Raw genomic sequence first — 26063 nt, forward strand, 5'->3', positions numbered from 1 at the left:
CGATGTCCTGTCTGGGCTAGCCCCGCCTCAGGCCCAGCGCAAGCAGCGCTTGTGTGTTGCCCCGGCTTTTGCGCCGCCTAGCCTGCGCACATGCTCCACTCCGATTCGCCCCCCTCCCCCCAACTCGACAAGGCTCGCGCCAAGATGGCCGAGGTATTCGGCTATCACGACTTCCGGCCCGGGCAGGGGGAAATCATCGAGAGCGTTCTGCAGGGCCGCGACGTGCTCGCCGTCATGCCGACCGGACGCGGAAAGTCGATGTGCTATCAGCTGCCTGCGCTGATGCGGGGCGGCCTCACCGTGGTCATCTCCCCGCTTATCGCCCTGATGCGCGACCAGGTGAGCGCGCTTCAGACGGCCGGGGTCAACGCCGCCGCCCTCACCTCTGCTGATGAGGCGGATGACCGCGAGGCGGCCTGGAGAGCGCTCGACGAAGGCAGTCTCCGGCTTCTCTACATGGCTCCCGAGCGGATGGCGGTTCCAGGCCTTGCCGAACGCCTGGGACGAGCGGGGCTGACCATGATTGCGGTGGATGAAGCCCATTGCGTCTCGCAATGGGGCCATGACTTCCGCCCCGACTATCTGCGCATCTCGGACTTCGCCCGGGCCGCCGGTCGCCCGCAGATCGCCGCCTTCACGGCCACCGCCGACGCAGCGGCGCGGCGGGACATTTCTGCGCGCCTGTTCGAGCAGCCCCCTGCGGAATTCGTGTCCAGCTTTGACCGTCCGAACCTGCATCTGGCTGTTGGCGCGCGCCGTCAGGGCAACAGCCAGGTCATCGACTTCGTCAAGGCAAGGCCCGACCGGGCAGGCATCATCTATTGCGCCAGCCGAAAGGCCTGTGACGACATGGCCGAGAAACTGCGCGCCGAGGATGTGTACGCGCTCTCCTATCACGCCGGACTGGATTCAGAGACGCGCAGCTTTCGTCAGGACGAGTTCGTCAAGGGCGACGGGGTTGTCATGTGCGCCACCATCGCCTTCGGCATGGGTGTGGACAAACCTGATGTGCGCTACGTGGTACACGCCGCCCTGCCCAAATCCATGGAGGCCTATTACCAGGAGATCGGACGCGCCGGGCGCGATGGCGATCCGGCGGATACATTGATGCTGTGGTCGCTTGGCGATGCCGCCCTGCGGCGGCGCCAGATCAATGACAGCGACTCCGATGATGACCGCAAGCGCATGGAGATGCGGCGCCTGTCCGCACTGATCGCGTATTGCGAGGCGCCCCAGTGCCGCCGGCAAACCCTGCTTGGCTATTTCGGCGACGAGATCTCGCCCTGCGGTCATTGCGACCTGTGTGATGACCCACCTCAACTGATCGACGGCGCGGTGCTGGCCCAGAAGGCCATGTCGGCCATCGCCCGGACCGGGCAGCGATTCGGGCTTGAGCACCTGATCAGCGTTCTGCGGGGGCTGAAGACCGACAAGGTCATGGCGCGCGGGCACGACGCCTTGCCCACCTTCGGCGTCGGAGAGGACCTGTCCAAGGAACAATGGATGAGCGTGTTCCGACAGCTCTTTGCGTCGGGCGCCATAGATCAGCCCATCGACGGCCATGGCGAATGGATCATCACCGCCAAGGGCAAGGACATCCTGTTCGCAAAACAGGGCATCCGCTTGCGGCCGCCCGAGGAGCAGCGTGGAGTGCGGTCCTCTCGGGCCCGCCCGAGCGATGCAGCAGATCAGCTGCTCTCCGAGGCGGATCGCACGATTTATATTGCACTGCGCAAAAAGCGGCTGGAGCTCGCCAAGGAGAGCGGCAAGCCGGCCTATACTATATTTGCAGACCGCACTCTGATCGAAATGGCGGCCGAAAAACCCCAGACTCCTGAGGCGCTATCGCGCATTTTCGGGGTCGGCGCCCGCAAACTCGAGCGATACGGCTCAGAATTTCTCTCGGTGATCAAATCTGAGATTTAGAACCACTTTAGTGAACAATTGGAGCCAGTTTTTACGAATCATGCACGATTTTGTAGATTGACCGCTCTTGCATCGAGCACCTTATCCCTCTTTGTCCGAATATTTTTCTTTTTCTTTTGCTGAACCGTCATGAAGCTGTGAGCGTTCACGGGCGGCCTCGGGGTCGTCTCTAAAACTAGAAGGCGGGCTTGACCCGCCTTTTTTTCTTCCTTCAAAATTTTCCATGTATTCATCGCGACTGTGACCTCACGGCCATAATTGTCGCTATGGGAAACAAAAATTTTCACTTTTTTGTTGCAGCGCAAAATACACTCTGCAAAGCTTTTGTTAACGAGAGACGCGGCCCGAGCCGCGCCCGCCCTTAGAGACGCACCGCCGGCCGCCGCAAACCGCGACGGAGGCAAGGATGAGACAGGATCCAGTCGGCGCTGACCGGCTTTCAGGTACGCCATCACAGCGCGTCCTTCGTCGCTTTCATTCGACCCGACTGGCCGGCTCCGGGGAGCACCCGGCCCGTCAGCGTGCGACCGAGGACAAAATCATGACAGACTTTAACGGCGCGCAGTCCGTACTGCGCGCACGCGCCACGCGCCTGGGGGCTATGGCGCTTGCGGCGCTCAGCTTCACCTTTCTGGCGTCTCAACCCGCCTTCGCCGAAGTCAGCGAGGAGACGGCCTATATCTTCAATACGCTGCTGTTCCTGATCGGCGGCTTTCTGGTGATGTGGATGGCGGCCGGTTTCGCCATGCTCGAAGCCGGTTTTGTCCGCACCAAGCACGCAGCCGTCATCTGCCTGAAGAATATCGGCCTCTACGCCATCGCCGGCCTGATGTTTTTCGTCATCGGCTATAACCTCATGTATTCGGGCGTGGATGCGCATGGCGGCTTCTTTGGAACGCCCTCCATGTGGTCCCCGTCCGAGACCGCTGCCGATGAGGTAATCGACATCACCGCCAGCGGCTACGCCAGCGCCTCTGACTGGTTCTTCCAGATGGTGTTCGTGGCGACCACCGCCTCGATTGTTTCCGGCGCTGTGGCTGAACGCGTCCGGATCGGTTCCTTCTTCATCTTCACCGCCATCCTGGCCGGCGTGATCTATCCGATCCAGGGATCCTGGGAATGGGGCGCAGGCTGGCTTGACAGCCAGTTCGGCTTCTCTGACTTCGCAGGCTCCACCCTGGTGCACTCCACGGGCGGCTGGGCGGCGCTCGCCGGCGTCATCCTGCTGGGCGCGCGTCGGGGCCGGTTTGTCGACGGCAAACCCGTGACCATGCACGGATCCTCGCTTCCCCTGGCCACGCTGGGCACCTTCATCCTGTGGTTTGGCTGGTTCGGCTTCAACGGCGCCTCCCAGCTCGCTCTGGGCAGCGCCGCAGACGCCACGGCCGTGTCCCAGATCTTCGCCAATACCAACATGGCCGCTGCGTCAGGCGTCGTCGTCGCCTACATCCTCTCCATGCTGCTGGGCAAAGGCAAAGCCAATCTCGGCTCTGTCCTGAACGGCGCCCTGGCGGGCCTGGTCGCGATTACGGCGGAGCCGCTGACTCCGACCATTCTCGAAGCCGTCCTGATTGGCGCGGTCGGTTCGGTCATCGCCACCTTCGGCGCGGTGCTGCTCGAGGCCGTGCGCCTAGATGATGTGGTCGGCGCGATCCCGGTCCACCTGATGGCCGGCATCTGGGGAACGATGGCGGTTCCTTTGACAAACTCGGATGCAAGCTTTTCCGGTCAGGCTGTCGGTGTTGTTGCAATCGGAGCCTTTGTATTTGTGACCAGCTTCGTGCTCTGGCTGGCGTTGAAAGTCACGCTCGGCATCCGCCTGAACCCTGACGAGGAAGACGTCGGCGGCGATCTGTCCGAACTCGGACACAGCGCCTATCCCGAATTCGTCCCCGACAAAGTCAAACCGGCTGAGTAAGCCCGAGGCGAGGCGGCGCCGCCGCCTCGCCTTCCTTTCCCGGACGCAGCCCGATCCCAATTACAACCTTCGATGGAGAATACTCATGAAAACCACTATTTCTCTCGCCAGACGTGCGCTTCCGGCCCTGCTTCTGGGCGGCGCCTGCCTGACCCCGCTCACAGGCGCGGCCAGCGCCCAGGAAGTCTCGGCCAATGTCGCCATGACCACCGACTATCGCTTCCGCGGGGCTTCGCTCAGTGATGAGGCCATCGCCATCCAGGGCGGTTTCGATCTGGCCCTGGACACCGGTTTCTATATCGGCGCCTGGGGCTCCAGCATCGAACCCGTCGGCAATTCGGAGATGGAGCTTGATCTCTATGCCGGCTATGGCGGAACCGTCGGAGCGCTCAGCTATGATGTGGGCGTGCTGGGGTATTTCTACCCGGGCGGCGAGGATGTCGCCTATGGCGAGGTTTATGGCAGCCTGACAGGCACGATCGGCCTCTTTGAAACCACAGGCACCATCGCCTACGCCCCCGAGCAGGACAATCTCGGCGATGATGACAATCTCTATCTCAATCTCTCCGGCTCCGCGCCGATCGGGGATTCCGGCCTGAGCCTGTCGCTGGGCGTCGGGTATGAGACCGGCGCGTTCGGCGATCTCGACGGGGACGGCGATGACAAGATCGACTGGACCCTCGGCATTGGCGGATCGGCCTATGGCGTGGACTGGACGCTGGCCTATGTGGACACCAGCGAGGACACCGATGGTTCGGACGCCACGGCGGTCTTCACCATCGCCAAGGAATTCTAGCCCTAATCGCCACCTGATGCGGCCTGAAGCGGTGATTCCGTTTCAGGCCGCCCGTGTTTTCCTCTTTCGCCAGAGCCTCTGCCATGCGCCCCGTCTTCCGTCTGCCCCATGACGTCACGCTGACAGCTGCAAGCGATATGGATCTTCGCCTGTTTGTCGCCCGTCAGAAATACAATGTGCGCGCCAAGCGCCTGGCCGAGAAGGAGTTGCGACGACGCATGATGGCGCCGATCGCGACGTCAGCGCCTCGGCCAGCTGGGGAGACCGCCCCGATCCAGAGCCGCAAGACGGACCGCCCCAAGGGCAGCCTGGCGGACATCGCCTGGCTCGGCGTCATGCTGGGCGCCGGCGCCCTGGCCCTTCACGTGATCGGCTGGTGGGCCAGGCTTTGAACGATCAGAGCTAGGACGCCCGGATCTGGGCCAGGAACTGATCGACCTGGGCGCGCAGGGTTTCGGCCTGCACGGTCAGCTCACTCGAAGCGGTGTTCACCTGCGCCGCGGCGGATGACGATTCTGTCGCCGCCATGACGACCCCGTCGATATTCTCCGAGACATTGCGCGTATTGTCCGCAGCGCCCGACGCGCTCCGGGCGATTTCAGAGGTGGCCGCCGCCTGCTCTTCCACCGCCGCGGCGATCTCCTGCGCCGTCGCGCTCAGCGCCCCGATTACATCCGCGACGCTCTGGATTGCAGCGGAGGATTCCCCGGTCGCAGACTGAATCTGGGAAATCTGGGCCGCAATGTCCTTGGTCGCCGAAGCGGTCTGTGAGGCCAGCTCCTTGACTTCCTGGGCCACGATGGCGAAGCCCTTGCCCGCTTCTCCGGCCCGCGCCGCCTCGATGGTGGCGTTCAGGGCCAGCAGATTGGTCTGTTCGGCGATGGAATTGATCAGGTCAACCACTTCCCCGATCCGGCTGGCCGCCTCCGTCAGATGGCTGACCTTCTCAACCGTACCGGCCGCTTCGCCCATCACATGGCGCGCCTGATCCGCCGTCATCTGCGCGCGCGATCTCATATTGGCGATGGAGGAAGACATTTCCTCCGCCGCACTGGCGACATTCTGGACATTGTTCGTGGTCTCGCTCGCAGCGGAAGACACCACCTTGGTCTGCACCGACGTCTCCTCAGCGGCGGCCGACAGGCTCTGAGAGGCCGCACTCAGCTCGGTCGCCGCGGAACTGACAATGGTCACAACCCCGCCGACCTGCTGTTCAAAGGCGTCCGCCAGGCGTGTGCGCTCTGATTTGCGCACCGTCTTGGCCTCTTCCTCCATGTCTCTCTGGCGTTGTTCCAGCTCGCGCTGACGGATCGAGCTCCGACGGAAGCCGTCGAGTGCTTTTGACAGGGCGCCGATCTCGTTGGTCGCCTCCTGATAGGGCACCTGCAGCGCCAGTTCACCGCCCGAGATCCGATCCGTAATCCTTGCTAGCTGGGAGATGGGCTGCGCCAGCTTGCGCGCCAAGAAGAAACTCAGGGCTGACACGATCAAGGTCACAACAATGGCCGTGATGATGATGCGCCAGGTCAGCGCCCGCGCCACGGCGAAGGTTTCGTGGGTGGATTGGGTCACCACGACGCCGAAATGCACGCCGAGAAATTCGAAATGATCCCCGATGGCCATGGCGTGCACGCCCCGCCAGTCATCGGCTTCGATCACATGGCCCTCGCCAGCCGCGTGGAACGTCATGTCCACAATGTCCGCGGGCAGCTCGATGCTCAGGCGGGCCTCGCCATTATTGAAGCGCGGCTGAGTGCGCAGAATTCCATCCTCACCAATCAGATAGGCGTCCCCGGTCTCTCCCAGACCGACCGTCTCGGCCATCAGACGGTCCAGTTCACGGGTCGGCATCTTGACGACGATGGCGCCCAGCCGGTTGCCGTCATGGTCGAACACGGGCGAGCCCATGAAACTTGAGGGCAGCCCTCCGCCCGGGGCATAGGCGGCATAGTCCGATAGCGCAGTCGCACTCTGATCAATGGAGAGCGACTGCTGCATCACGCGCGACAGATGCGTGTCCCGGTAGGGGCCGGTGAGCAGGTTCGTTCCGAAATCATCCTTCTTTTCCGTGCTGTAAAGAAGATTGCCCTGCATATCAAAGAGATAGATGTCGGCGTATTCGCGCTGATCATGATAGTCGCGGAACCAGGGGTGCAGATCCTCATGTACGGCGGAATACATTGAGCCGTCCCCGGCATCGACCAGATTGATGCGCTCCGCCCCCTCATAGGGGTTCTCCTCGCGATACAGGCGCCGAATTTCCGCGCCTTCCGCCCCGGGCATCTGCATCCACGCCTCGTGAAAACGCTCGATCGCATGGATCACGGCCGTGCTGTGCGCGAGCAGGTGCACATCATCCTCGACATATTCGAGATAGTTCCGGATCGAGGTGAGACGGGATCGCTCGACCGCCTCCAGTCGGGAAATCGCGGAATGGCGCTCCGCCTCCCGGCTTTCAAGGACGGCAGCGCTCCCAAGGACTCCGCCCAGCACAAGACACCCGCCCAGGCTGATCAGGCCGAACAGGTGGGCGACTGGCATTTTGTGAAACATGATTCACCCTCAAGGCTTTCAATCGAGGGTGCTGATAAAGTTGTGATGAAAGTCTAAATCACCTGCAGCGTGAATTTTCTGATAACCATGATTTCAAGGACTTGCTCGATTGCCTCCTGCCAACTCTCTAGTCGGCGGCCGAGGTATGGTCGTGAACGACGCGCCAGCCCTCCTCCTGCTTGCGCAGGATCAGTGTGAACAGCCCCGTCGGTTCATCACTCTCGCGGTACAGCGTCCAGCGTCCGAACACATAGGCCGCGTCATCAGACAGCTGGGTGACATCCAGATCGGTGAAGGCCAGCCAGCCCATGGCTTCGGGGGTGTCGTAGCGCGTCAGATATCGCTCCAGCGTCGCGCTCCAGCCCGAGGTGACAGACCCGCCGGAGGCGAACCGCAAATCCTCGCTCCGCCAATAGCCGGCCATGAAGCCGGGAATGTCGCCCTCATTCCAGGCGTTTTGCTGGGCGCTCAACACCGCGCAGATCGCCTCCACTTCAGCGCCGACGCCTGTGCAGGTCGACTCCTGAGGCTGCCCTTGAATGAGAAATACCGCCGCCAAAGCACTGACAATCATGATGTGAAGCCCCATCTGTTCTCTGAAGACAGACACAGTGAAGCGCGCCCCGAGCTCAGGTCAACGTTTCAAGCAATCATGAGGACAAGTGAAGACGAGGATTGATCCCGCCATGCGGGAAACACCACTGTCCGCCAGTCACTGAATTTTCAGGGGGAGGAAGTGGTGAGCCGACAGGGATTCGAACCCTGGACCTACTGATTAAAAGTCAGTTGCTCTACCAGCTGAGCTATCGGCTCTCCGTCTCGAGAGGCGCGGAACCTATAGCCGGTTCCGAAAGTGGTCAACCCGGCTATATGCGGGAAATCACCTCTTTTGCAGTTGCGTGATCGTGATAGGACAAAACCATGAAGAGCCTCTTTCTCAAAGCACAGATCAGCGCCTTTGCCGCCCTTGTCCTGACAGCCTGCTCGAGCCTGCCAGACCTGCCGCGGACCCCGCTGGGTCGGACCGAATCCGTTGCGTCCGACACGGTCGGCCTGCCGCGCGCGCGCCCGGGTCAGATCGTCATTGATGATGGCGATGAAACCGTGCCCACCCCGTATGGCGGCTCCGGGGCTGAACGGACCTGCCAGACCGTCGCGCGGGATATTGCACGTTTGACCAGTCTTCTGGGCCCGGATGTGGAGGCGCCGGGACCTGAGCCGGTCTCTGAAGGAATGGATGAAGAGGAAGGCGTGATCGACCGCTCGACGCGCTTCGCCAGCTCCATCGCGGAGGATGCGCCCGAGCTCGCCGCCGACACGGCGCGGGACACCATTGTGGGGCTGAACCCCACCCGTCCGGTTGTGCGCTTTCTGGGCCGGGCCAGCGAAATCGAAGCCGCGGCGGCGCAAGAGCGTGAACTGGCGCAGAAACGCCGCGCCTGGCTGCGCGGCGCCTTTGATGTCCAGGCTTGTGAACGCGAGACCCTGATCGAGGCGCTCGCCGCCTATAATCTGCTCAGCACTGAGCAGGAAGGGCTCGACTAGATCGCGTCCGGGCCCTCGGCCATTCGGGCGTGGAACTGGTTGCGGAAGGCCTCGAACTCGCCTGCTGCGATGGCGGCGCGCATGCGGGCAGTCAGGTTCTCGAAATAGGCAATGTTGTGCCAGGACAAGAGCATCGAGCCCAGATACTCGCCCGCCCGGATCAGATGGTGCAGATAAGCGCGCGAATAGTCCCGGCTGGCCGGGCAGTCGAGCGTCTCGTCCATCGGGCGGGTATCTTCGGCAAAGCGGGCGTTCTTGACGTTCACCGGCCCCCAATCCGTCCAGGCCTGACCGTGGCGGCCCGAGCGGGTCGGCAGCACGCAGTCGAACATGTCCACCCCGCGCGCGACCGCTTCGACGAGATCAATCGGTTTGCCCACCCCCATCAGATAGCGCGGGCGCTCATGGGGCAGATGGGGCGTCGTGACGTCGAGGACCTGGCACATCATCTCGAACCCCTCGCCCACAGCGAGGCCGCCAATGGCGTAGCCGTCAAAGCCGATCTCGATCAGGCCTTCCGCGCTTTCCCGGCGCAAATCCTCATAGGTGCTGCCCTGGACAATGCCGAACAGCGCCTGGCTTGAGCGCTCGCCAAACGCTTCTTTCGAGCGCAAACCCCAGCGCCGTGACAGCTGCATGGAGCTCGCCGCCGCATCGCGCTCGCACGGATAGGGCGTGCATTCATCGAGCTGCATGGAAATGTCCGCGCCCAGAAGGTCAGCCTGAATCTCGATGGAGCGCTCGGGCGTCAACATGTGCTTTGAGCCATCAAGATGGCTTTTGAACGCCACGCCCTTCTCGCTCATCTGACGCAGATCGGATAGCGACCAGACCTGGAAGCCGCCTGAGTCTGTCAGGATCGGGCCGTCCCAGCGCATGAAATGATGCAGCCCGCCCAGACGCTTCACCCGTTCTGCGCCGGGGCGCAGCATGAGATGATACGTATTTCCCAGTATGATATCCGCGCCCGCTTCCTTAACCTGTTCAGGATAGAGCGCCTTCACCGTCGCCGCCGTGCCGACGGGCATGAAGGCGGGGGTCCGGATACCCCCGCGCGGGGTCTTGAGCACACCGGTGCGGGCGGCGCCATCCGTGGCGTGAAGATCGAAATCGAAGCTGGGCATCAGAACCTGGCGAGACAGCGGGAGTGACTTGAATGAGCTGGAAAGACGAAATCGCCCATTTGCGCAAGCGTCAGGCGCTGGCCCATAACATGGGCGGGGCGGAAAAGCTCGCCCGCCAGAAGGCGGCAGGGCGCCTCAACGTTCGGGAAAGACTGGACCTTTTGCTTGATCCGGGCAGTTTCCGCGAAATCGGCTCCATCACAGGAAAAGCGCGCGCCGGGTCTGATGGCGGGCTTGAGGACTTCTCCCCCGCCAATTGCATCTTCGGGCGCGGCACGGTGCGCGGACGGCCCGTGGCGGTGGTCGCGGACGATTTCACGGTGCGCGGCGGCGCCGCTGACGCCGCCATCGTCGAGAAACAGATCGAGGCGGAGAAGATGGCGGGCGAGCTGGGCCTGCCGCTGATCCGTCTGATCGAGGGCACGGGCGGCGGCGGCTCGGTCAAATCCATCCTCGACATGGGCGCGAGCTATGTCCCCTTCAATCCGGCCTGGGACCAGGTGGTCGCCAATCTTGAACGCGTGCCGGTGGTGTCTCTCGCCCTGGGCCCGGTGGCGGGCCTCGGCGCCGCGCGCGCCGTGTCGTCGCACTATTGCGTGATGGTCAAGGGCCAGTCGCAAATGTTCATCGCGGGCCCGCCCGTGGTCGCGGGCATTGGCGAACACGTCACCAAGGAAGAGCTTGGCGGATCGGATCTGCAGCTCGCCGCCGGCGCCGCAGACGACGCCTATGCCAGCGAGGCGGACGCCATGGAGGCCGCGCGCTGGTTCCTCTCCTACCTGCCCGACATGGCGGGGGATGCGGCTGAACGGGTCACGCCCAGCGATGATCCGAACCGGCTGGATGAGAGCCTTCGGGAGATCGTGCCCAAGGACAAGCGCTTTGGCTATGACATGCGCGCCATCCTCAGTACGACGCTCGATCAGGGCAGCGTGTTCGAGATGGGCCGTCATTTCGGCAGCTCGGTCCTCACCGCGCTGGCCCGGCTTGATGGCTGGCCGGTCGCCGTGCTCGCCAGCAACCCCAATGTCTATGGCGGCGGCTGGACGGCGGAAGCGGCGCAGAAGATCATCCGCTTTGTGGATCTGGCGGAAACCTTCCGCCTGCCGGTGGTTCATTTCGTGGATGTCCCGGGCTTTGTGATCGGCACCCGCGCCGAGCGCGCCGGCACGATCCGTCATGGCGCCCGCGCCCTGTCGGCGATCTATCAGGCCAGCGTGCCCTGGTGCACCATGCTGATCCGCAAGGCCTATGGCGTCGCGGGCGCAGCGATGATGGACCATACCCGCTTCCGCTATCGCTATGCCTGGCCGTCGGGCGACTGGGGCTCGCTGCCGCTCGAGGGCGGGGTGGAAGCCGCGTTCAAGTCGGTGCTGGAAAAAGCCGAAGACCCCGAAGCGCTGAAAGCTGAATTGCGCGCGCGGATGAAGGATCTGTCGGATCCGTTCAAGACCGCCGAGCGGTTCTGGATCGAGGAGATCATCGACCCCGCCGAGACCCGGCCGCTTCTGACCGAATTTGCGAACCTGACCGCCAAGCTGCGCACACGCCAGAAACCGGGAACGCGTTACCGCCCCTGATCGCGGCGCTCGCGTTCCAAGCGGATCATCGCGTGGATGCCGTTGAGGTCTTCAATGTCCTCGACGGTCATCCCGTGCGCCCCGCAAATCATCTCGGCCCGCTGCGCAATCTTTTCGGCCTCTCTCAGAAGCGCCAGCTTGTCCCTCCCGAACCAGTGCAGGAAGAGGTAATTCAGAGTCAGTCCCGGATGCGTCCCCGTCAGAAAATACAGCGCTCTGGAGAGCCAGTTGCGCGGCCAGTCGCGCATCCAGACGACCAGTTCATCGAGGTAAGCGACAGTCTTCCCGCCCCGGCTTGAAATCATGAACAGGCTGCCGCTGGTCACGCCGGGGGCCTCGTATATGACCAAGCCCTCGGGCGCGATGATCCGGCTGACCGGCTGGACCACCTCCCCGCACGCCTTCGCCACTGTCGCGGCAATCGCGTCCGCCGCATAGATCCCGGCATCCGGACAACGCGCCTTCCAGGAGGCCAGACCAGACGTATGTGCGGCGTTGGGGGCGATCAGGGCGGTGATCCGACCCAGATGGCTCAGAGCCTCCAGATACACGCCGTCCGGATCCGGCGGCGGACTGAGCACCGCCAGCTCCAGCTCGCCCAGACGGATCGCCAGCGCGTTGACCTCGCCAAAGGCCGGGCAGTCATAGACCGCACGCCAGACGCCGCTTCCTTCCAGGCATTCCGTCCAGACCGCCGTCATGGGGCCGCTCCTGTGCTGCGCTGCACGCACTATAGACCCGCTCACTCACACGCACACAAACTATCGATTGGACCGTGATCGCGATGATGGCGCAGTGTGACGGCTCACAAAGGAGCCCGCCATGATGAAAGACGAATACGAGTATCTGTGCCTGATGGTGCTCGATGACGCCGAGGCCGTGAAAGCCGATCCGGAGCTCGCTTGCGGCTGCGCGGTCTATCTCAGCCGCCAGGGCTATGACGAGGTGGATAACCAGGCCTATTGCCCGGCCGAGTAACGGATTTATTCGCAGTCCGCGCCGACGCGATGATTGCGTCTCGCCTGAGCGCATCCCATGTTGGCCCCGCTCCCGGGCGCCCTGATGGCAGCCGCGATCAGTCCCGGTCGAGCTGACGGGCGGACTCATGGATCTGGTGCTTTTGGGACTTGGCCTCGCCGGGCTGGTCTTCGGCGGCGACATGCTGGTGCGGGGCGCGTCCGACCTCGCCCGTCGGGCCGGATTGCCGCCGCTGGTGATCGGCCTGACGCTCGTGGGCTTTGGCACCTCGACGCCGGAACTGGTGACCAGTCTTCAGGCCGCCTATCTGGGCTCGCCGGGCATTGCCGTCGGCAATGTGGTCGGCAGCAATATCGCCAATATCCTGCTGATCCTCGGCGCAGCGGCGGTTCTGGCGCCCATCGCCATCGACAAGACCGCCTTCCGCCGTGACGGCCTCGTGCTGGCGCTGTCCACCCTCCTGTGCGCCGTGATGATCCTCTACGGCCAGCTCACACCGCTGTTCGGCGCCGTCTTCATTCTCGCCTTGCTGGCCTATCTCGCCTTCACGGTCTGGAGCGGATTGAAAACGCCGCAAGCGGCAGGGGAGGCGCCGGACGACGCGGCGCAGGATACCGCCCTAATCCCGGTCTGGCGCGATATCGCCTTCTTCGTCGGCGGTCTGGTGCTGACCATTCTGGGCGCCCGCTTTTTTGTGACGGGCGCGATCAGCGTGGCGGAGTTCCTGGGCGTCTCCGAAGCCGTGATCGGGCTGACGGTGGTGGCCGTCGGCACCTCCCTGCCCGAGCTTGTGACCACGCTGGCCGCCGCCCGGCGCAAGCAGGCCGATATCGCCTTTGGCAATATCGTCGGCAGCAACATCTTCAACGTGCTGTTCATTCTGGGCGCCACGGCGCTGGTGAACCCGATCGAGGTTCCGCGCAGCATCCAGAGCTTTGACGTCTGGGTGATGTGTGCGGTCACGGCGCTATTGCTGGTCTTCTCGGTCACCCGCTGGCGCATCAGCCGGATCGAGGGCGGCGTCTTCCTGCTGGGCTATGCCGGCTATATTGGCTGGCTGGCGCTCGGGGCCTAGCCCTTGCGCCAGAGCAGGCTGGAATCGCCATAGGAGAAGAAGCGGTAGTGCTCACGAATGGCGTGGGCATAGGCCGCGTGCATGTCCTCAAACCCCGCCAGCGCGCTCACCAGCATGAAGAGCGTGGATTTGGGCAGGTGGAAATTGGTCATCAGCGCGTCGATCACCTTGAAGCGACAACCCGGCGTGATGAAGATCGCGGTGTCGCGCGCCTCGGCGCGGACCGTCCCGTCCTCCTCCGCCGCGCTTTCCAGCGTCCGGATCGAGGTGGTGCCCACCGCGATGATGCGCCCGCCCGCCTTGCGGGTCTCGTTGATGGTCCGCGCCGCTTCTTCGCTGACCGAATACCATTCGGCATGCATCTGATGCTCGGACAGATCCTCGGTCTTCACCGGCAGGAAGGTCCCCGCCCCCACATGCAAGGTCACATGGGTGCGCTTGATCCCGCGCGCATCGAGCGCGGCAAACAGACGATCGGTGAAGTGCAGTCCCGCCGTGGGCGCAGCGACAGACCCCGCCTTGTCCGGCGCGGCGTAGACCGTCTGATAGTCCTCAAGATCAGCGGCGTCCGCCGCGCGCTTGGAGGCGATATAGGGCGGCAGCGGCGGCGCCCCGGCCTCCACAATCGCCTTGTCGAGTTCAACGCCCGCACGATCAAAGGTCAGAACGACTTCCCCGCCCTCGCGCTTCTCGCGGACTTCAGCGGTCAGCCCGCCCTTGAAGTGCAGCGTGTCGCCCTCTTTCAGGCGCTTGGCGGGCCGGACAAAGGCGCGCCAGACGGCTTCATCATCGCGCTTGTGCAGATTGATCTCGATCTCCACACCCCCGCCGCCGCCATGGGCGCGCGCCGGGCGCACACCGGTCAGCGCCGCCGGGATGACGCGGGTGTCGTTGAAGACCAGAAGATCGCCCGGTTCGAGCAGGTTCGGAAGATCGAGCACGCCCAGATCAGACAGACCGCCATCCTTCACCTGCAACAGGCGCGCGCTGTCACGCGGCCGCGCCGGGCGCAGGGCGATCCGGTCCTCGGGCAGGTGAAAGTCGAAATCGGACAGTCGCATTTGGGTCATAACCTTCCTTCAAGCTGGCGGTGATATACGCACCCTATCGCTCGCCTGCCAGACATCCGGACAGATCGCTTCATGACCCCGACGCCGAGCCGCCTGCCTGCGGCGTATCAAATTCTCGCCTGGCTGGCCTGCATGGGCGCATGTCTGGGACTGGCGCTTGTCATCGGGCTAAGCTTGACCGGACGGGTCTATCCCAAGGCGGATGTCTTCAACATGGTCTGGCCCCTGCCGGTGCTGGCCGGGGCGACGGTCTTCACCACGCTATGGGTGTTCAAGGCGAAGGGATTGTTCGCGCTGCGCGCCATTGGCATGGCGCTCAGTGAGGCGCTGGTCTTTCTCGCCCTGCCCTACGCCCAGCTTGTTCCCCGGCCCGAGGCCCTTCCGCCCCGCAGCGAAACCGGTGAGGCGCTAAGGCTAATCAGTTTCAATATGTGGAATCTCAATCGCGATCCGGATGCCGCTATCGCCTTTTTGCGGGAGGGCGATTTTGACGTGGTGTTTCTGCAAGAAGTGGGGGGCGCGCTGCGCGGCGTGCCCGCAAGCCTTCAAGAGACCTACCCCTACCAGCAGCGTTGCAGATGGGGGGCCGCAGTCATTTCGCGTCTGCCGCTTCTGGAGCGGGGCTGCGACCCGTACGAGACCGTGCCTGTCGCCTTCATTGAGATCGAGTTCCAGGGCGCGCCCCTGCGCCTGACCAGTACGCATTTTGCGCGCCCCACCCGCCCGGACCTCTATCAGTATCACCGCGAGCAACTTGGCGAGCTGATCACAGATCATGCCCATCAGTCCCAGATCCTCGCGGGTGATTTCAACACGGCGGAAAACGGCTTCCAGATGCGGCTGCTGGCTGACGCCCTCGCCCCGCTGGAGCGGATCACACATGGTCTTCGGACCTGGCCTTCAGAGCGGGTTCTGCCCCTGCCCGTGATCGGGATCGACCATATCTGGGTCAGCGAGGGGCTTTGCGCCTCTTACACCGGCGCAGCGGCGGACGCTGGTTCGGATCATCGCCCCGTCTTCACGCTGGTGGAGCGCTGCGACGCCTGATCCCGCATATGAAAACGGGCGGCCCGATGGACCGCCCGCTTCAAATCGAGAACCCAATCGCCTAGCGCAGGAACGCCTTGACGATCTTGCCCGGGTTGGCCGGCGGCTCGCCCTTGGGCAGCGCGTCCACATGTTCCATGCCCGAAGTCACTTCCCCCCAGACGGTGTACTGACCATCCAGATACGGCACGGCGTCCAGGCAGATGAAGAACTGGCTGTCGGCGGAATTCGGGTCCATGGCGCGGGCCATGGACATGGTGCCGCGCACATGCGGCTCGTCATTGAACTCGGCCGGGATGTTCTGGCCGGAACCGCCCATGCCATTGCCATTCGGGCAGCCGCCCTGGGCCACGAAGCCGTCGATCACGCGGTGAAAAGTCAGGCCGTCATAGAAGCCGTCCGCCGCCAGCTCGGAAATGCGAGCGACGTGCTTGGGCGCCAGATCGGGGCGCAGGCGAATGACGACATCGCCGCCTTCAAGGGTGAAAACCAGTTCTTGGTTGGCGTCGGACACGACGGCCTCCTTTGGGGATGTGTTCTTAGTCGAGGACGCGCACAGGCACGTCGATTGAGCAGATATCAGGCACGCGGCCGTTATCGCGGCTTGCGGCCAGGGCTTCAAGATAGGCGCTGAAACTGGCGGAGCTGGTGTCCATCACCTGTACCGTCGGCGGATTGTCCATCTGGGTCGCCATCTCGAATTCCTCGATGATATCGGGACGGAAGCCCAGGGTCTGGCCCTGGGTGCCCACATTCAGGCTTTCCACGACGTCCTGGCCGAGGCGAACCTTGCCCCACACCGTGTACTGGGTGTTCAGATGCTCGGCCTCGCCGCGCACAATGTAGAACTGGGCGGTGGCGGAGTTGGGATCATTGGTGCGCGCCATCGCGGCGGCGCCGTCGCAATGGATCAGCCAGCTGTCGACGCGACCATCCGCCACGATGCCCGCCAACGCAGAGGGCTGGGTGCCGACCGGAAACCCGTTCCAGAACCCGGCTTGCGCCATGGCGCCGCGGGGGACGGCCCGACGTTCCTGGATCTCGTTGACCATGATCTCGTTCGGATCGCGACGGATGCCGAACTCGCCCTGAATGGACTCAAACGGCGCATCGATATTGGGATTGTCCACGGCGCCGCCGCCCTGGGCCATGAAGCCGTCAATGACCCGATGAAAGACCTTCCAGTCCATCCAGTTCGCCTCGGCCATCTCCCGAATGCGTGCGGCATGGATCGGCGTGAACTCATCCTGGATCTCGATCCAGACCTCGCCCTTGTTGGTGACCAGATGCAGCAGGTCGTCAGGGTCCACCGTACGCCATGCGCTGTCCGGCGCGTTCGCGACAATGTCGGCGCCGGGCGCCGGCGCATCGGCGTCAGCACTGGAGGCTTCGGCGGCGGTCTCCGCCTCCTGGGCGTTCGTTCCGGTTTCGGCTTCAGCGCAGGCCGTCAGCATGAGGGCGGAGAGACAGGCCGTGGCGAACAGAGGGGCGGTGCGACGCATCAGACGAATTTCTCCAGCAGGCGCTCTTTGACAAGCTGCGGCACGAAGGGATCGATATCCCCGCCAAGCTTGGCGATTTCCTTCACAAGACGCGAGGCGATCGCCTGATGGCGCGGATCGGCCATCAGAAACACGGTCTCGATGTCCGCATTAAGGCGCTGGTTCATGCCGACCATCTGGAATTCATACTCGAAGTCGGAAACCGCGCGCAGGCCGCGAATGATGGAGCTGGCGCCCACCTTCTCGGCGAAATGCATCAGCAGCCCTTCAAAGGGCAGCACCTCGATCTCGGTGTCGCCAGCCACGGATTCCGCCAGCTCGCGGGCCATGTCCACACGCTCGTCAAAGCTGAACAGCGGCCCCTTGGCGTCATTGCGCGCCACGCCGATGACCAGCTTGTCATAGAGCTTCACGGCCCGGCCGATGATATCCAGATGGCCGTTCGTGATGGGATCGAACGTACCCGGATAGAGCGCGACGCGCTTTTTCATGGCTTAACTCCCCAAAGCCAGGCCTGGTGGTGAAGACCCGGTCTAGTTCTCGTCTTCCGGCGCGTCCGGAGTGTTCGGGGCGTCGCCCGCTTCACCGCCGTCCTCTTCCGCGCTGGCGTCATCCTCGCTCTCGGCGATGCGGACAACAGACACGACTTTTTCGCCTTCCGCCAGACGGATCAGACGCACGCCCTTGGTGGCGCGCGCCGCGATGCGCACCGTGTCCACCGGGAAGCGGATCAGCTGACCGCCATCGGTGACGGCCATCACCGTGTCGCCATCAATGACCGGGAAGCAGGCCGCGAGTTCCTTGACCTTGCTCATATCGTGCGCGGCCACGCCCTGATTGCCCCGTCCCATGACGCGGTAGTCATAGGCGCTCGAACGCTTGCCGAGGCCGTCCTGGGCCACGGTCAGCACGAACTCTTCCGCAGCGCCCAGCTCGGCGATGCGTTCAGGGCTCAACGCCACGTCTGCGCCGGCTTCGCCGTCTTCAGGCGCGCTGACGACAGCATCGTCCTCTTCAAGCCCGGCGGCCCGCCGCATGGCGTTAGCGTGTCTCATGTAGGCGCGCGCCTCGTCGGTGGTGACGTCGATATGGTTCAGGATCGCCATGGAGATCAGACGATCGTTTTCTTTCAGGCGGATGCCGCGCACGCCGGTGGAGTTGCGCGATGCGAAGACGCGCACATCGCCCACCGGGAAGCGGATCGCCCGCCCCCCGGCCGAGACCAGCAGCACGTCCTGATCCTCATTGCACAGCCGCACGTCGAGGATTTTCGAGCCCTCTTCGTCCAGCTTCATGGCGATCTTGCCGTTGCGGTTCACCTGCACGAAGTCGGACAGCTTGTTGCGACGCACCGTGCCCGCCGTGGTGGCGAACATGACATCGTACTGATCCCAGCTCTCCTCATCCTCGGGCAGCGCCATCACCGAGGTGATCCAGGCGCCGTCATTGAGGCTGGGCAGAAGGTTCGTGAGATACTTGCCCTTGGTGTTGGGCGCGCCCAGCGGCAGGCGCCAGGTCTTGGTCTTGTAGACCATGCCGTCCGAGCTGAAGAACAGGAGCGGCGCATGGGTCGAGGCCACGAACAGCGTCGCCACGAAATCCTCGTCCTTCATCGCCATGCCCGCACGGCCCTTGCCGCCGCGGTTCTGGGCGCGATAGGTCGAGAGCGCGGTGCGCTTCACATAGCCGCCATGGGTCAGGGTGACGACCATGTCCTCCCGCGGGATCAGGTCTTCATCCTCGATCCCCAGATCACCCTCGATGATAGCCGAGCGCCGCTCGACGCCGAAGCTGGCCTTGGAGTCCAGAAGCTCGTTGCGGATGATGTCGCGGATGCGGGTCGGGCTGCGCAGGATGTCCAGTAGGTCGGCGATGGTTTCGGCCAGCTTGTTGGCCTCATCGCCGATCTCGTCGCGGCCCAGCGCCGTCAGGCGGTGCAGACGCAGATCGAGGATGGCTTTCGCCTGCTCTTCGGTGAGGCGGATCTCGCCGTCCCTGATCTGCGAACGCGGGTCGGCGACCAGCTCCACCAGCGGCGCCACATCCTTGGCCGGCCAGGCCTTGTCGCGCAATTGCTGACGCGCGGTCTGCGGATCGGGCGCGCGGCGGATCAGGGCGATGATCTCGTCGATATTGGCCACGGCCACCGCCAGGCCGATCAAGACGTGGGCGCGGTCGCGCGCCTTGCGCAGATCGAACTTGGTGCGGCGGACCACCACCTCCTTGCGGTGATGGATGAAGGTCTCAAGAAAGACCCGCAGGCCCGCCTGTTGCGGGCGACCGCCGATCAGCGCCAGCATGTTGACGCCGAACGAGGTCTGCAGCGGGCTCCAGCGATAGAGCTGGTTCAGGATCACCTCGGCGTTGGCGTCCTTTTTCAGCTCGATCACCACGCGCACGCCCGAGCGGTCGGATTCATCGCGCAGATCGGAGATGCCCTCGATACGCTTGTCGCGCACCAGCTCGGCGATCTTCTCCACCATCGTGGCCTTGTTCACCTGATAGGGAATCTCGTGCACGATGATGGCTTCGCGTCCCTGACGGATATCCTCGATCGAGGTCTTGGCGCGCAGGATGACCGAGCCGCGGCCTTCCAGGAGCGCCTTGCGGGCGCCCGACCGGCCGATGATCTCGCCGCCCGTGGGGAAGTCCGGCGCTGGCACGAATTCCAGAAGCTCGGTGTCGGTGATGTCGGGCTGATCGAGCAGCGCCACGGTCGCGTCCACCACCTCGTTGAGGTTATGGGGCGGGATGTTGGTGGCCATACCCACCGCGATGCCCCCGGCGCCGTTGACCAGCAGGTTCGGATAGCGCGCGGGCAGCACGACCGGCTCCTGCTTGGAGCCGTCATAGTTGTCCCGGAACTCGACCGTATCCTTGTCGATATCGGCCAGCAGCGCTTCAGCCGGGTGGTCCATGCGGATTTCGGTGTAACGCATGGCCGCGGGCGGATCGCCGTCCATGGAGCCGAAATTGCCCTGGCCGTCCATCAGGGGCAGGCCCATGGAGAAGGGCTGCGCCATCCGCGCCAGGGCGTCATAGATCGCACTGTCGCCGTGCGGGTGATAGCGGCCCATCACGTCGCCGACCACGTTGGCGGACTTCTTGTACGCCTTGTCCTTGCTGTAGCCGCCCTCATGCATGGCCCACAGGATGCGGCGGTGCACCGGCTTCAGGCCGTCGCGCGCATCGGGAATGGCGCGGCTCACGATCACGCTCATCGCGTAATCGAGATAGCTGCGCTTCATCTCGTCTTCGATGGCCACCATCGGGCCGCTCGGCGCGGCGGGAAGGTCTTCATCCATGGGCGTTTCAGGGGGCAAATCGCTCAAAGTCGTTTCGTCCTGGCTGGCGCGCGCCCCTCACCCTCAAGGATGCGGCGCGCGAAAAGAGACGTCGGTCGGGCGCAGGCCGGCGGACACCGCCGTGAATCACCTGCGCACGGTTAGAGGACATGTCTAGCAAGGCTGGGAACGGGCGGCAAACGCGGGTGACGGCTGTGTCCACGGTTTCATGGCGGTTTCAGGTTCAGGACCGGATTGGCCGCAAAAACGCGACGGATTTCAATGTCCGGGCTCGCATCCCGCAAGATGTCCATTAGGTTATGCGTGTAGCCAAAAAGGAGACGCCTCATGAAACGCCCATTTCGCACCCTGGCCTGCACCGCAGCTCTGGGCGCATCCGCCTTCAGCGTCCCGGCCCTCGCCGCCGATCACCATCAGGAGAGCGCACACGCCCCCGACGAAGCGCACGCCACGCTGATCGATCGCGCGCGCAACGAGATCGGGCATGCGCGTTTCCAGCAGGGACCAACCGGCGTGCTGATCACCATCGAACTCGACACCCCGGTTCAGTCCGCCCATGGCTGGCACGGCGTGCACCTGCACATGATCGGCGATTGCTCGAACGAGGATTTCACCAGCTCCGGCGGCCATATCAATCCGTCGAGCCATGAGCATGGTCTTCTGAATGCTGAGGGCCCGGACAATGCGGACCTGCCCAACATCTATGTGCATGAGGACGGCGCCCTGCGCGCCCAGGTCTTCACCGACCGGGTGAGCCTGCATGGCGAGTACGACGCGCCCGCGCTTCTTGACGACAACGGCTCGGCGCTCGTCATTCACGACAATCAGGACGACCATTCCAGCCAGCCCATTGGCGGCGCCGGCGCCCGCCATGTGTGCGGCGTCATCGAGGCGTCCCGCTAATGCTGTCGCGGCGGGAAACGCTTGCAGGGATCGGCGCCGCCGGACTGGCGCTGAACCTTGGCGGACGCGCAGGGGCGCAAACCGCGCCCGAGCCGCAATGGAATGCCGGCCCGGACCTGCCCATGCGCGTTCAGGAAATCTATCCCGCCGTGCTGGACGAGGTGATCTATGTGGCGGGCGGGCTGAGCCCCAATGCCGGCCGGGGACGCATCGGGGTATCCGATCGCGTCTTCTCGCTGGCGCCGGATGCGACAAGCTGGCGCGAACGTCCGCGCCTGCCTGTTCCGCTGCATCACCCCAATCTCGTCGGCCTGGAAGGACTGGTCTACGCCGTGGGCGGCTTCACCGCCCAGACCGGCGGCCTGTGGGCGATGAGCGAGGGCGTGCGCGTCTTCGACCCTCAGCGCAATCGCTGGCGCAATGGCCCGGCCATGCCCCAGCCCTATGCTGAAACGGTCGCCGTTGCGATGAACGGCAGACTGCATGTGGTCACCGGACGGCGTCCGGCCGGCCTCTCCAACAAGGCCTGGTCAGACCACGCGGACACCAACGCCCATATCGTGCTCGACCCCGCCGCCCAGATCTGGACCACGGCCGCCCCGGCGCCCACGGCGCGCAATTCCGCGGCGGGCGCTGAACTGAACGGCCGCCTGCACGTGGTGGGCGGTCGCACCGTGTCGGGCGGCAATACGCCGGTGCACGAGGCCTACGACCCCGCAAGCGACAGCTGGGAAATGCGTGCGCCCCTGCCCGAACCCGAGGCGGGTCCGCGCGGCGCCGGCGGGTTGGCCTGCGCCAGCGTGGAAGGCGCGCTCTATGTGTTCGGAGGAGAGTGGTTCGACAACTCCGGCGGCGGCGTCTACGCCCAGGTCTGGCGCTATGATCCCCAGTCAGACAGCTGGACCGGCATGGGACGCATGCCGACGCCGCGACATGGTCTCGGCGCCGTGGCCGTGCGCAATGCGATCGCCACGATCGCCGGCGCCGCCCAGCCCAGCGGCGTCGAGACCACCGCCAAGCTCGACTGGTTCACCCCCTGAGACGAGCCTTGAGCGAGCCATGCAAAAAGCCCGGCGCGACGCGCCGGGCTTTTCGGTTTCATCGACAGGACAAATCCTAGAACGGAATGTCGTCATCCAGCGTGTCGGAGGTGAAGTCCTCACGCGGGGCGTTCTGGCGCTGTCCGCCGCCGCCCTGACCGCCGCCATAACCGCCGCCGGACCGGTCATCCATCTGGTTGTTGTTGTAGCCGCCGCCCATGCGGTCGCCGCCGCCGTCGCCGCGACCGTCCAGCATGGTCAGCTCGCCGCGATAGCGCTGCAGCACCACTTCGGTGGTGTATTTGTCATTGCCGTCGCGATCCTGCCATTTGCGGGTCTGAAGCTGGCCCTCGATATAAACCTTGGAGCCCTTCTTGAGATAGTTCTCGGCGACCTTGGCGAGGTTGTCGTTGAAGATGACGACATTGTGCCATTCGGTCTTCTCGCGGCGCTCGCCCGTGGCCTTGTCGCGCCAGTTCTCCGAGGTGGCGATGCGCAGATTGACGACCGGATCGCCATTGTTCAGCCGGCGCACTTCCGGGTCCGCACCCAGATTGCCCACCAGGATCACCTTGTTCACACTGCCCGCCATGCCGCGTCTCCCGCTTGTCTTTCGCGTCGTATTTGTTCACATTCCGTTCCGCGCGTCAATTGAAGCGCGAGTCGGAAGTTAACGAAGCCCATCCGGGGCTCCGAGTCCATCACCGGGCGCCGCTGTCGGCGCCTGAACGGTGGATAGCGGGCCGGGAGAGTCCTAAGTAACGCCCGATACGCCGGCCCGGCAGACCGCCAGTGAAGGATTTTGCGTCATCCATGTCTGACAAGCTCAAAACCATTTCCGTGCGCGGCGCGCGCGAGCACAATCTCAAGGGCGTGTCGGTGGATCTGCCGCGCGACGAGCTGATCGTGTTCACGGGCCTGTCGGGATCGGGCAAGTCCTCGCTCGCCTTTGACACCATCTACGCCGAGGGCCAGCGCCGCTATGTGGAGAGCCTGTCGGCCTATGCGCGCCAGTTCCTGGAGCTGATGAGCAAGCCCGATGTGGATTCCATCGAAGGGCTGTCCCCCGCCATCTCCATCGAGCAGAAGACCACCTCGAAGAACCCGCGCTCGACCGTGGGCACGGTCACCGAGATCTATGACTATATGCGCCTTCTTTGGGCGCGGGTGGGCGTGCCCTATTCCCCCGCCACCGGCGAGCCGATCTCGGCCCAGACCGTGTCCCAGATGGTGGACCGCATCACGGCTCTGGGCGACGGCGCCCGGCTTTACCTGCTGGCCCCCATCGTGCGCGGCCGGAAGGGCGAATACCGCAAGGAGTTCGCCGAGCTGCTGAAGCAGGGCTTCCAGCGCGTGAAGGTGGATGGCGAGTTCTACGCCCTTGAAGAGGCGCCCGAGCTCGACAAGAAGTTCAAGCACGATATCGACGTGGTGGTGGACCGGGTGGTCACCAAGGAGGGGCTCGAACAGCGCCTCGCCGACAGTCTCGAGACCGCGCTGCGGCTCGCCGACGGCATCGCCATGGCCGAGTTCGCCTCTGACCATGGCGAACACAAGACCGGCGAGCGGATCGTGTTCTCCGAGAAATTCGCCTGTCCGGTCAGCGGCTTCACGATCGAGGAGATCGAGCCGCGCCTGTTCTCGTTCAACAATCCGTTCGGCGCCTGCCCCGCCTGTGACGGCCTCGGCCAGAGTCTTGAGTTTGACGAGGATCTGGTGGTCCCCGACCGGGACAAGTCGCTCTATGACGGCGCCATTGCGCCCTGGAGCCGCGCCACCTCCAAGCTCTACCAGCAGACCCTGCAGGCGATCGCGGACCATTACGGCGCCAGCATGTACACGCCCTGGCGTGATCTCGACAAAGCCTTCCAGAAGACCGTGCTTTACGGGACCAGGGACAAGATCAAGTTCACCTATGAGGACGGGCTGCGCCAGTTCACCACGTCCAAGGCGTTTGAAGGGGTGATGCCCAATCTGCAGCGCCGCTGGCGGGAGACGGATTCAAGCTGGGTGCGCGAGGATCTGGCGCGCTTTCAATCGAGCCAGCCTTGTGATGTCTGCGACGGCAAGCGCTTGAAGCCCGAAGCGCTGGCTGTGAAGATCGCCAAGCACGACATTTCCGAAGCGGGCGAGAAATCGATCAAGGATGCGCGCGACTGGTTCTCCTCCATCGAGGAGACGCTGTCGCCCAAGGATCAGGAGATCGCGCGCCGCATCCTGAAAGAAATCCGCGACCGCCTGAAATTCCTCGTCGATGTGGGGCTCGATTATCTCACGCTCAGCCGCGCCTCGGGCACGCTGTCGGGCGGGGAAAGCCAGCGCATTCGTCTCGCCAGCCAGATCGGCTCGGGCCTGACGGGCGTTCTGTATGTGCTCGACGAGCCGTCCATCGGCCTGCACCAGCGCGACAATACCCGTCTGCTCGATTCCCTGCGCGGACTGCGCGATCTCGGCAATACCGTCCTCGTCGTCGAACACGATGAAGAGGCCATCGAGACGGCGGACTATGTGGTCGATCTCGGTCCGGCTGCGGGCGTGCATGGCGGCGAGGTGATCGCGGCGGGCACGCCGGCAGAGATCGCCGCCAACCCTAAATCGCTGACCGGGCAGTACATGTCGGGCAAACGCATGGTGCCGGTGCCCGAACAGCGCCGCCCGGTGGACCTCAAGCGCGCCGTGACCGTGAAGGGCGCCACCGGCAACAACCTTCAGAACATTGACGCGGCCTATCCGCTGGGCGTCCTGACCTGTGTGACGGGCGTCTCGGGCGGGGGCAAATCAACGCTCACGATCGAGACGCTCTACAAGGCGGCGGCCAGGCGGCTCAACAACGCCTCCCAGGTCCCCCTGCCCCATGACACGGTGGAAGGCCTCGATCAGGTCGACAAGATCATCGATATCGACCAGAGCCCGATCGGCCGGACGCCGCGCTCAAACCCCGCCACCTATACCGGCGCGTTTACACCCATCCGCGAATGGTTCGCCTCCCTGCCTGAATCCCAGACGCGCGGCTACAAGCCGGGCCGCTTCTCCTTCAACGTCAAAGGCGGGCGCTGTGAGGCGTGTCAGGGCGATGGCGTGGTGAAAATCGAGATGCACTTCCTGCCCGACGTCTATGTCGAGTGCGATGTCTGCCACGGCAAACGCTTTAACCGCGAAACGCTGGAAGTGACCTTCAAGGGCAAGTCCATCGCCGATGTGCTGGACATGACCGTCGAGGAAGCCGCCGAGTTCTTCAAGGCGGTCCCCTCCGTGCGCGACAAGATGGAGACGCTCAAACAGGTGGGCCTGAGCTATGTGAAGGTGGGTCAGCCCGCCACCCAGCTTTCGGGCGGTGAGGCCCAGCGGGTGAAGCTGTCCAAGGAACTCGCCAAGCGCTCAACCGGCAAGACGCTCTACATCCTCGATGAGCCGACCACCGGTCTTCATTTCGAGGATGTGCGCAAGCTCCTCGAAGTGCTCCATGAGCTCGTCGATCAGGGCAATACCGTCATTGTGATCGAGCACAATCTTGATGTCATCAAGACCGCGGACTGGCTGATCGATCTGGGCCCCGAAGGCGGGTCCGGCGGCGGCGAGATTGTCGCCGAGGGCACGCCCGAAGACGTGGCCGAGGTCGAGGCGAGCTGGACCGGCCGCTATCTCAAACCGCTTCTGGAGCGGGACAAGGCGCGTCAGGCGAAGCTGGCGGGGTAGGTTCC

Annotated in this window: 23 protein-coding genes and 1 tRNA gene; 12 read left to right on the top strand and 12 right to left on the bottom strand. The window is 64.0% G+C overall.

Going from position 1 to position 26063, the window contains the following annotated elements; genetic code table 11:
* Positions 1–90 precede the first annotated feature (90 nt).
* Positions 91–1926: a DNA helicase RecQ gene (gene recQ / locus OA2633_RS04045; protein WP_040612455.1), complete on the top strand. Its 1836-nt coding sequence runs from the start codon at positions 91–93 to the stop codon at positions 1924–1926.
* 38 nt (positions 1927–1964) lie between these two features.
* On the opposite strand, the gene OA2633_RS16025 is transcribed toward recQ, so the two are convergent.
* Positions 1965–2378 (bottom strand): hypothetical protein, encoded by a 414-nt coding sequence (locus OA2633_RS16025; RefSeq protein WP_156776097.1) that lies wholly within the window; start codon positions 2376–2378, stop codon positions 1965–1967.
* Between the two features lie 89 nt (positions 2379–2467).
* On the opposite strand from OA2633_RS16025, the gene OA2633_RS04050 reads away from it, so the two are divergent.
* The 3 genes from OA2633_RS04050 (at position 2468) to OA2633_RS04060 (ending at position 5032) form a co-directional block, all read left to right on the top strand.
* Positions 2468–3844: an ammonium transporter gene (locus tag OA2633_RS04050; protein ID WP_193371799.1), complete on the top strand. Its 1377-nt coding sequence runs from the start codon at positions 2468–2470 to the stop codon at positions 3842–3844.
* Positions 3845–3929: 85 nt separating this feature from the next.
* Positions 3930–4640: a TorF family putative porin gene (locus tag OA2633_RS04055; protein WP_009801213.1), complete on the top strand. Its 711-nt coding sequence runs from the start codon at positions 3930–3932 to the stop codon at positions 4638–4640.
* An 83-nt stretch (positions 4641–4723) separates the two neighbouring features.
* A complete protein-coding gene (locus tag OA2633_RS04060) occupies positions 4724–5032 on the top strand; it encodes a hypothetical protein (protein WP_009801214.1) in 309 nt (102 codons plus the stop codon).
* Between the two features lie 10 nt (positions 5033–5042).
* Here the strand turns inward: OA2633_RS04060 and OA2633_RS04065 are convergent, their stop codons facing one another.
* The 3 genes from OA2633_RS04065 to OA2633_RS04075 form a co-directional block, all read right to left on the bottom strand.
* On the bottom strand, positions 5043–7193 hold the full coding sequence (locus tag OA2633_RS04065) for a methyl-accepting chemotaxis protein (RefSeq protein ID WP_009801215.1): 2151 nt from the start codon (positions 7191–7193) through the stop codon (positions 5043–5045).
* Between the two features lie 127 nt (positions 7194–7320).
* Positions 7321–7782: a DUF4440 domain-containing protein gene (locus OA2633_RS04070; protein ID WP_009801216.1), complete on the bottom strand. Its 462-nt coding sequence runs from the start codon at positions 7780–7782 to the stop codon at positions 7321–7323.
* Between the two features lie 148 nt (positions 7783–7930).
* Positions 7931–8006, bottom strand: a tRNA-Lys gene (locus OA2633_RS04075).
* Between the two features lie 108 nt (positions 8007–8114).
* Here OA2633_RS04075 and OA2633_RS04080 point away from each other — a divergent pair.
* Positions 8115–8738, top strand: a complete 624-nt coding sequence (locus OA2633_RS04080; protein ID WP_009801217.1) for a hypothetical protein — start codon at positions 8115–8117, stop codon at positions 8736–8738.
* On the opposite strand, the gene tgt is transcribed toward OA2633_RS04080, so the two are convergent.
* Complete coding sequence (gene tgt, locus OA2633_RS04085; protein WP_009801218.1) at positions 8735–9862, bottom strand: tRNA guanosine(34) transglycosylase Tgt; 1128 nt, start codon at positions 9860–9862, stop codon at positions 8735–8737. The two genes, OA2633_RS04080 and tgt, sit on opposite strands and share 4 nt — an antisense overlap.
* Before the next feature lie 32 nt (positions 9863–9894).
* Here tgt and OA2633_RS04090 point away from each other — a divergent pair, with 32 nt between their 5' ends.
* Complete coding sequence (locus tag OA2633_RS04090) at positions 9895–11442, top strand: acyl-CoA carboxylase subunit beta (protein ID WP_009801219.1); 1548 nt, start codon at positions 9895–9897, stop codon at positions 11440–11442.
* On the opposite strand, the gene OA2633_RS04095 is transcribed toward OA2633_RS04090, so the two are convergent.
* Entirely contained in the window at positions 11430–12143 is a 714-nt protein-coding gene (locus OA2633_RS04095; RefSeq protein WP_009801220.1) for a hypothetical protein, read from the bottom strand. The genes OA2633_RS04090 and OA2633_RS04095 overlap by 13 nt on opposite strands.
* Before the next feature lie 121 nt (positions 12144–12264).
* Between OA2633_RS04095 and OA2633_RS16030 the strand changes: the two genes are divergently transcribed.
* Both OA2633_RS16030 and OA2633_RS04100 read left to right on the top strand, forming a co-directional pair.
* Positions 12265–12420 (top strand): hypothetical protein, encoded by a 156-nt coding sequence (locus tag OA2633_RS16030; RefSeq protein ID WP_009801221.1) that lies wholly within the window; start codon positions 12265–12267, stop codon positions 12418–12420.
* A gap of 127 nt (positions 12421–12547) precedes the next feature.
* A complete protein-coding gene (locus OA2633_RS04100; protein ID WP_009801222.1) occupies positions 12548–13495 on the top strand; it encodes a calcium/sodium antiporter in 948 nt (315 codons plus the stop codon).
* Here the strand turns inward: OA2633_RS04100 and queA are convergent.
* Positions 13492–14556 carry a tRNA preQ1(34) S-adenosylmethionine ribosyltransferase-isomerase QueA gene (gene queA / locus OA2633_RS04105; protein ID WP_040613028.1) on the bottom strand — a complete coding sequence of 355 codons (1065 nt, stop codon included), beginning with the start codon at positions 14554–14556 and terminating at the stop codon, positions 13492–13494. The two genes, OA2633_RS04100 and queA, sit on opposite strands and share 4 nt — an antisense overlap.
* An 81-nt stretch (positions 14557–14637) precedes the next feature.
* Between queA and OA2633_RS04110 the strand changes: the two genes are divergently transcribed.
* The gene (locus OA2633_RS04110; RefSeq protein WP_009801224.1) at positions 14638–15612 is read left to right on the top strand and encodes an endonuclease/exonuclease/phosphatase family protein; all 975 of its coding nucleotides are present in this window, start codon (positions 14638–14640) and stop codon (positions 15610–15612) included.
* 61 nt (positions 15613–15673) lie between these two features.
* Here the strand turns inward: OA2633_RS04110 and OA2633_RS04115 are convergent, their stop codons facing one another.
* The 4 genes from OA2633_RS04115 to gyrA are packed head-to-tail and all read right to left on the bottom strand — an operon-like array spanning position 15674 to position 20419.
* Complete coding sequence (locus OA2633_RS04115; RefSeq protein WP_009801225.1) at positions 15674–16126, bottom strand: peptidylprolyl isomerase; 453 nt, start codon at positions 16124–16126, stop codon at positions 15674–15676.
* Positions 16127–16151: 25 nt separating this feature from the next.
* Positions 16152–17114, bottom strand: coding sequence for a peptidylprolyl isomerase (locus OA2633_RS15170; RefSeq protein ID WP_009801226.1), 963 nt, complete (start codon positions 17112–17114; stop codon positions 16152–16154).
* The gene (gene coaD, locus OA2633_RS04125) at positions 17114–17605 is read right to left on the bottom strand and encodes a pantetheine-phosphate adenylyltransferase (RefSeq protein ID WP_009801227.1); all 492 of its coding nucleotides are present in this window, start codon (positions 17603–17605) and stop codon (positions 17114–17116) included. The genes OA2633_RS15170 and coaD overlap by 1 nt, the downstream gene beginning before the upstream one ends.
* 42 nt (positions 17606–17647) lie before the next feature.
* Entirely contained in the window at positions 17648–20419 is a 2772-nt protein-coding gene (gene gyrA, locus OA2633_RS04130; protein ID WP_009801228.1) for a DNA gyrase subunit A, read from the bottom strand.
* 327 nt (positions 20420–20746) lie between these two features.
* On the opposite strand from gyrA, the gene OA2633_RS04135 reads away from it, so the two are divergent.
* Positions 20747–21322: a superoxide dismutase family protein gene (locus OA2633_RS04135; protein ID WP_009801229.1), complete on the top strand. Its 576-nt coding sequence runs from the start codon at positions 20747–20749 to the stop codon at positions 21320–21322.
* On the top strand, positions 21322–22362 hold the full coding sequence (locus tag OA2633_RS04140) for a kelch repeat-containing protein (protein WP_009801230.1): 1041 nt from the start codon (positions 21322–21324) through the stop codon (positions 22360–22362). Before OA2633_RS04135 ends, OA2633_RS04140 begins: the two co-directional genes overlap by 1 nt.
* A gap of 76 nt (positions 22363–22438) precedes the next feature.
* On the opposite strand, the gene ssb is transcribed toward OA2633_RS04140, so the two are convergent.
* Positions 22439–22954, bottom strand: a complete 516-nt coding sequence (ssb, locus tag OA2633_RS04145) for a single-stranded DNA-binding protein (protein WP_009801231.1) — start codon at positions 22952–22954, stop codon at positions 22439–22441.
* A 221-nt stretch (positions 22955–23175) separates the two neighbouring features.
* Between ssb and uvrA the strand changes: the two genes are divergently transcribed.
* On the top strand, positions 23176–26058 hold the full coding sequence (gene uvrA / locus OA2633_RS04150) for an excinuclease ABC subunit UvrA (protein WP_009801232.1): 2883 nt from the start codon (positions 23176–23178) through the stop codon (positions 26056–26058).
* The last annotated feature ends 5 nt before the right edge of the window (positions 26059–26063 follow it).

The organism is Oceanicaulis sp. HTCC2633, from assembly GCF_000152745.1.
Lineage (GTDB): Bacteria > Pseudomonadota > Alphaproteobacteria > Caulobacterales > Maricaulaceae > Oceanicaulis.

Excerpts from the sequence above, each read along its gene's own strand:
- OA2633_RS04090 (WP_009801219.1), top strand. The coding sequence starts at position 9,895 with ATGAGCTGGAAAGACGAAATCGCCCATTTGCGCAAGCGTCAGGCGCTG.
- OA2633_RS16030 (WP_009801221.1), top strand. The coding sequence starts at position 12,265 with ATGATGAAAGACGAATACGAGTATCTGTGCCTGATGGTGCTCGATGAC.
- OA2633_RS04055 (WP_009801213.1), top strand. The coding sequence starts at position 3,930 with ATGAAAACCACTATTTCTCTCGCCAGACGTGCGCTTCCGGCCCTGCTT.
- OA2633_RS04140 (WP_009801230.1), top strand. The coding sequence starts at position 21,322 with ATGCTGTCGCGGCGGGAAACGCTTGCAGGGATCGGCGCCGCCGGACTG.
- OA2633_RS15170 (WP_009801226.1), bottom strand. The coding sequence starts at position 17,114 with ATGCGTCGCACCGCCCCTCTGTTCGCCACGGCCTGTCTCTCCGCCCTC.
- OA2633_RS04110 (WP_009801224.1), top strand. The coding sequence starts at position 14,638 with ATGACCCCGACGCCGAGCCGCCTGCCTGCGGCGTATCAAATTCTCGCC.
- OA2633_RS04100 (WP_009801222.1), top strand. The coding sequence starts at position 12,548 with ATGGATCTGGTGCTTTTGGGACTTGGCCTCGCCGGGCTGGTCTTCGGC.
- OA2633_RS04135 (WP_009801229.1), top strand. The coding sequence starts at position 20,747 with ATGAAACGCCCATTTCGCACCCTGGCCTGCACCGCAGCTCTGGGCGCA.
- OA2633_RS04060 (WP_009801214.1), top strand. The coding sequence starts at position 4,724 with ATGCGCCCCGTCTTCCGTCTGCCCCATGACGTCACGCTGACAGCTGCA.
- OA2633_RS04050 (WP_193371799.1), top strand. The coding sequence starts at position 2,468 with ATGACAGACTTTAACGGCGCGCAGTCCGTACTGCGCGCACGCGCCACG.
- coaD (WP_009801227.1), bottom strand. The coding sequence starts at position 17,605 with ATGAAAAAGCGCGTCGCGCTCTATCCGGGTACGTTCGATCCCATCACG.
- tgt (WP_009801218.1), bottom strand. The coding sequence starts at position 9,862 with ATGCCCAGCTTCGATTTCGATCTTCACGCCACGGATGGCGCCGCCCGC.
- queA (WP_040613028.1), bottom strand. The coding sequence starts at position 14,556 with ATGCGACTGTCCGATTTCGACTTTCACCTGCCCGAGGACCGGATCGCC.
- recQ (WP_040612455.1), top strand. The coding sequence starts at position 91 with ATGCTCCACTCCGATTCGCCCCCCTCCCCCCAACTCGACAAGGCTCGC.
- OA2633_RS16025 (WP_156776097.1), bottom strand. The coding sequence starts at position 2,378 with ATGGCGTACCTGAAAGCCGGTCAGCGCCGACTGGATCCTGTCTCATCC.
- uvrA (WP_009801232.1), top strand. The coding sequence starts at position 23,176 with ATGTCTGACAAGCTCAAAACCATTTCCGTGCGCGGCGCGCGCGAGCAC.
- OA2633_RS04070 (WP_009801216.1), bottom strand. The coding sequence starts at position 7,782 with ATGGGGCTTCACATCATGATTGTCAGTGCTTTGGCGGCGGTATTTCTC.
- OA2633_RS04080 (WP_009801217.1), top strand. The coding sequence starts at position 8,115 with ATGAAGAGCCTCTTTCTCAAAGCACAGATCAGCGCCTTTGCCGCCCTT.
- OA2633_RS04095 (WP_009801220.1), bottom strand. The coding sequence starts at position 12,143 with ATGACGGCGGTCTGGACGGAATGCCTGGAAGGAAGCGGCGTCTGGCGT.
- ssb (WP_009801231.1), bottom strand. The coding sequence starts at position 22,954 with ATGGCGGGCAGTGTGAACAAGGTGATCCTGGTGGGCAATCTGGGTGCG.
- gyrA (WP_009801228.1), bottom strand. The coding sequence starts at position 20,419 with ATGGATGAAGACCTTCCCGCCGCGCCGAGCGGCCCGATGGTGGCCATC.
- OA2633_RS04065 (WP_009801215.1), bottom strand. The coding sequence starts at position 7,193 with ATGTTTCACAAAATGCCAGTCGCCCACCTGTTCGGCCTGATCAGCCTG.